Genomic DNA, 655 nt, shown 5'->3' on the forward strand with positions numbered 1-655 from the left:
ACCGACGGCGGCCCGGGTGCGGTCCCGCCCAAGCAGGGCAAGGAACGTTCCGGCAGGCGCCGTCCGCAGCTGCCCGGCCGTGGTGGCCCGCGGGCCGAGCTGCCCGGTGGCAATTCCCCGTCGCGGACGCCGAGCTGGAGCGACGACAACGCGCAGCCGTCCGTGCCGCGCGCCTCGCTGGACGCCCCGCGCGGCCACGAGGAGCAGCCGGACGTCACCGCGCCGATGCCGCGCGTGAACCCCGGCCAGGTTCCGGGCTCGCCCACGGACCTCCCGCGTTCCCCGCGGGCCGACTTCGACAGCCAGCGCCCCGGCGCGGGCGCGCCGCAGGACGGCACCGGGTCCTATGTCCGCTCCGACGTGTTCGGCGGGGCCGGTGCTCCGCCGGCGCCCACCGGTCCGTCCCGGGGCGCCTCGCAGGACCCGTCGTCCACCGGCCAGTTCGCCATGCCGGGCTACGACGCCGCCGGCACGGGCCAGTTCCCGGCTCCGGGCCGGCCCAACCCGCAGGACCCGGGACAGTACGGGGCGCCCGGCCGGCAGAACGGCCAGGGCTCCGGGCAGTACAACGCTCCGGGTCGGCAGAACGGCCAGGACACCGGCCAGTTCGAGCGGCCTCAGGTCAACGGGGAGAGCTTCGGCGCGCCCCGCCCGC

At 78.0% G+C, this 655-nt stretch carries 1 pseudogene; it reads left to right on the forward strand.

The window, feature by feature from the left end:
* Nucleotides 1–655: pseudogene (locus tag AWZ10_RS06370) on the forward strand (nitrate- and nitrite sensing domain-containing protein); the annotation flags it as partial.

This window comes from Streptomyces europaeiscabiei (assembly GCF_001550375.1).
Classification (GTDB): domain Bacteria; phylum Actinomycetota; class Actinomycetes; order Streptomycetales; family Streptomycetaceae; genus Streptomyces; species Streptomyces europaeiscabiei.